Annotated in this window: 4 protein-coding genes and 1 pseudogene; 3 read left to right on the top strand and 2 right to left on the bottom strand. The window is 57.5% G+C overall.

What is annotated here, in order from left to right; genetic code table 11:
* Window positions 1-129 precede the first annotated feature (129 nt).
* Entirely contained in the window at window positions 130-1,206 is a 1,077-nt protein-coding gene (locus tag FEM54_RS27310) for a 3-deoxy-7-phosphoheptulonate synthase (protein ID WP_017136144.1), read from the top strand.
* Window positions 1,207-1,334: 128 nt separating this feature from the next.
* Here FEM54_RS27310 and FEM54_RS27305 read toward each other — a convergent pair whose 3' ends face one another.
* Window positions 1,335-1,616, bottom strand: coding sequence for a GNAT family N-acetyltransferase (locus FEM54_RS27305; protein WP_003189869.1), 282 nt, complete (start codon window positions 1,614-1,616; stop codon window positions 1,335-1,337).
* A 622-nt stretch (window positions 1,617-2,238) separates the two neighbouring features.
* On the opposite strand from FEM54_RS27305, the gene oprI reads away from it, so the two are divergent.
* On the top strand, window positions 2,239-2,490 hold the full coding sequence (gene oprI / locus FEM54_RS27300) for an outer membrane lipoprotei OprI (protein ID WP_003172710.1): 252 nt from the start codon (window positions 2,239-2,241) through the stop codon (window positions 2,488-2,490).
* A 135-nt stretch (window positions 2,491-2,625) separates the two neighbouring features.
* On the opposite strand, the pseudogene FEM54_RS27295 reads toward oprI, so the two are convergent.
* Window positions 2,626-3,309, bottom strand: a pseudogene (locus FEM54_RS27295) (L,D-transpeptidase family protein); the annotation flags it as partial.
* A gap of 48 nt (window positions 3,310-3,357) precedes the next feature.
* Between FEM54_RS27295 and FEM54_RS27290 the strand changes: the two are divergent.
* The coding region (locus tag FEM54_RS27290) for a L,D-transpeptidase family protein (protein ID WP_477749742.1) at window positions 3,358-3,719 on the top strand (362 nt) is incomplete at its 3' end.

Below are 3,719 nucleotides of genomic sequence, written 5' to 3'. Positions count from 1 at the left end.
GCCGGCTTTGCCCCTTGTCGCGGCCCCGTGTTACGCGCTAAGGTTCCTCCCCCCTGCATTCAAATCATGCTGTGCCCGCCGCACGGGGATAGCAGGCGGCCGGCACCCGTGACCCTGGCGAGTAACACGATGGCTGATTTACCGATCAATGACCTTAACGTCGAATCCAACGAGACCCTGATCACCCCTGATCAGCTCAAGCGCGAAATCCCTTTGAGCGATGCTGCCCTGCAGACCGTGACCAAGGGCCGCGAAGTCATTCGTGACATTCTCGATGGCACCGACCACCGCCTTTTTGTAGTGATCGGCCCGTGCTCGATCCACGACCTCAAGGCTGCCCACGAATACGCCGAGCGCCTTAAAGTGCTGGCGGCTGAAGTGTCCGACACCTTGTATCTGGTGATGCGCGTCTATTTCGAGAAACCACGCACCACCGTCGGCTGGAAAGGTTTGATCAACGACCCGTACCTGGACGACTCGTTCAAGATTCAGGATGGTTTGCATATCGGTCGCCAATTGCTGCTGGACCTGGCCGAAATGGGCCTGCCGACCGCGACCGAAGCGCTGGACCCGATCTCCCCGCAGTACCTGCAGGACCTGATCAGCTGGTCGGCCATCGGCGCACGCACCACCGAGTCCCAGACCCACCGCGAAATGGCGTCCGGCCTGTCCTCGGCCGTGGGCTTCAAGAACGGCACCGATGGCGGCCTGACGGTTGCGATCAACGCCCTGCAATCGGTGTCCAGCCCGCACCGTTTCCTGGGTATCAACCAGGAAGGTGGCGTGTCCATCGTCACCACCAAGGGCAACGCCTATGGCCACGTGGTACTGCGCGGCGGCAACGGCAAGCCCAACTATGATTCGGTCAGCGTGGCGCTGTGCGAACAGGCGCTGAACAAGGCCAGGATCAAGCCGAACATCATGGTCGACTGCAGCCACGCCAACTCCAACAAGGACCCGGCCCTGCAACCGCTGGTGATGGAAAACGTCGCCAACCAGATTCTTGAAGGCAACCAGTCGATTATCGGCTTGATGGTCGAAAGCCACTTGAACTGGGGCTGCCAGTCGATTCCAAAAGACCTGGCCGACTTGCAGTACGGCGTGTCGATCACCGATGCCTGCATCGACTGGTCAGCCACCGAGACCACCCTGCGCAGCATGCATGCCAAGCTCAAGGACGTGTTGCCCAAGCGCAAACGCACCTGACCTTACACTGCGCACACAAAAACGCCGGGCTTAGCCCGGCGTTTTTGTGTGCGGCATCTGATTGATCGTTCCCACGCTCTGCGTGGGAATGCAGCCATGGACGCTCCGCGCCCCGCCTCACTCAATATTCAGAGCTTCGCGGCATGGCGCTGATGGCGCTCCATGTAGCGCTCTACGTAAGAGCACGAAGGGATCACGGTGTACCCGGCCTCTTCGGCGAACTTCAACGCTTCCTCGGTCAACGCAGCAGCAATGCCGCGCCCGCGCAATGCGTTGGGCACGAAGGTGCGATAGATGTCCAGGGTCTGTTTGCCCAGGTCCATATAGGTCAGATAGGCACGATGACCGTCCACATTGGTCTCGAACTGATGACCAGCCTGGTCATGGTGGATGGACAACGCCTCGCTCATCACTACTCCTCGCGGGTCTTGGATTTCGACCCCTACCTTACCGATGTTTTTCCGGCGAAGGAACATCTACGCCACCCCGTGCCGGTTTCGACAACGAGAAAACCTATAGCGCTCACAACCAGCACGTAGAGAATAGTAGGCACCAATGCTGCAATAGCTCAAGGCGCACTCGTCATCCCTTGCCGCTGGCGGTTACAGAAAGGGCTTCGATCAATCGATGATCGATAGCCTGAACATTGCCGGCAGTTGAAGCTTGAGACGAACTGCCGCTCTTAAAGTCACCTCTAGATGCGCCTACATGCGCAAAAGATGCCGGGGCAGGCAAAGGCCAACTGAAAAAAAGTGTCATCGTAGATATATAAATTTACACCTGCTTACCCAGCCTGACACAGGCTGGCCGGACCTCTCAGCTTGGATCCAGTTCCCGACGAAATGAAAATTTTTGAGCAGTTTTTATACAAACCTCCAAAAGATTAGCCAAAATAGATACGGCACAAGAATTTTTTTTGCTTCTTGCGCTACGTCAGTTTACTTACTACAAGTAATGAGTAGTATGTACGCCGGCTATCAGCTCACCCTGAGAAAGTAGCCATTTAATAGAAAGTCCTTGAAGGGGAACACGATGAACAACGTTCTGAAATTCTCTGCTCTGGCTCTGGCCGCAGTTCTGGCTACCGGTTGCAGCAGCGTCTCCAAAGAAACCGAAGCTCGTCTGACTGCAACTGAAGACGCAGCAGCTCGCTCCCAGGCTCGTGCAGACGAAGCCTACCGTAAAGCTGATGAAGCTCTGGCTGCTGCTCAAAAAGCACAACAGACTGCTGACGAAGCTAACGAGCGCGCTCTGCGCATGCTTGAAAAAGCAAGCCGCAAGTAATAATCCCTCGGGGTTGTTATCAAGCCGATCCATTCTTGGATCGGCTTTTTTATTGCCTGCAATTCAGCCCTGAATCCAGCGCAATAAAAAGCCCGCCATAGCGCAAGGCCTTGGCGGGCTTTTGATCGAACAGGCTTATTGCTGCAGATCGATTGGCGTGCTGGACACCACCGGCGTGTTGGCACCCGGTACCCCAATCTCGGTGGGCAGGCCATCTTCGGCGGCCACCACATCACGCACCTGATCCCAATTGACGCGCAAATTGTTGGCCAGGTCTTCGCGCTTGAGCAGGGCATTGATGACCGCGGTGTGCTTGTCGACCACCGAAGGCGTGCCATCGTCGTTCAGCGGCGTATGCGCTTCAAGGTAGACCTTGCCGCCACTGCTGCCGAACTTGTACGCATCGTTGATGATGCGCACCGAGGTGCCGACCGGCACCATGTCGGCCATCTCCAGCACGTTGTTGTTGAACATGCGGAAGCAACCGTGGCTTGTACGCGTGCCGATACCAAATTTCATGTTCGAACCATGGATCAGGTAACCCGGCGTGCCCAAGGTGAACTTGAACGGCCCCAGTGGGTTATCCGGCCCGGCCGGCACCACATTGGGCAGCGGGTCGCCATTGGCGGCGTGCTCGGCCTTGATCGAGGCGGGCGGGGTCCAGGTCGGGTTGGGGATTTTGCCGGTGATGGTGGTGTGCGCGACCGGCGAACCCCAGCCCTCACGGCCAATGCCCAACGGGAAGGTGTACACCACGTTCTGGCCCTTGGGATAGTAATATAACCGGTATTCCGCCAGGTTGATCACGATACCTTCGCGTATACAATCAGTGTTTTCCTACCCGTCGTTCTGCGAAGGATTTTCCGGATGTTGTCGCGCCTTTCCGTCGTTACCTGCTGCCTGTCTCTTGCTGCCTTGTGTGCAGCCGGTTCGGCGTCAGCCTTGCAGTTGCCCTTGCCCCCGCCGGGTGAAGACATCGTCGGTCAGGTCCAGGTGATCAAGGCCAAGTACGAAGACACCTTTGCCGACCTGGGCACCACCTATGACCTGGGCTATTCGGAAATGGTCGCGGCCAACCCCGGTGTGGATGCCTGGTTGCCCGGCGCGGGCACCGAGATTGTGCTGCCCACGCGGTTTATTCTGCCGCCCGGCCCGCGCGAAGGTATCGTGATCAACCTGGCGGAATACCGGTTATATTACTATCCCAAGGGCCAGAACGTGGTGTACAC

This window comes from Pseudomonas edaphica, assembly GCF_005863185.1.
Classification (GTDB): domain Bacteria; phylum Pseudomonadota; class Gammaproteobacteria; order Pseudomonadales; family Pseudomonadaceae; genus Aquipseudomonas; species Aquipseudomonas edaphica.
The sequence above is the reverse complement of the archived record's forward strand: the minus strand, read 5'-3'. Positions and strand labels throughout refer to the sequence as shown.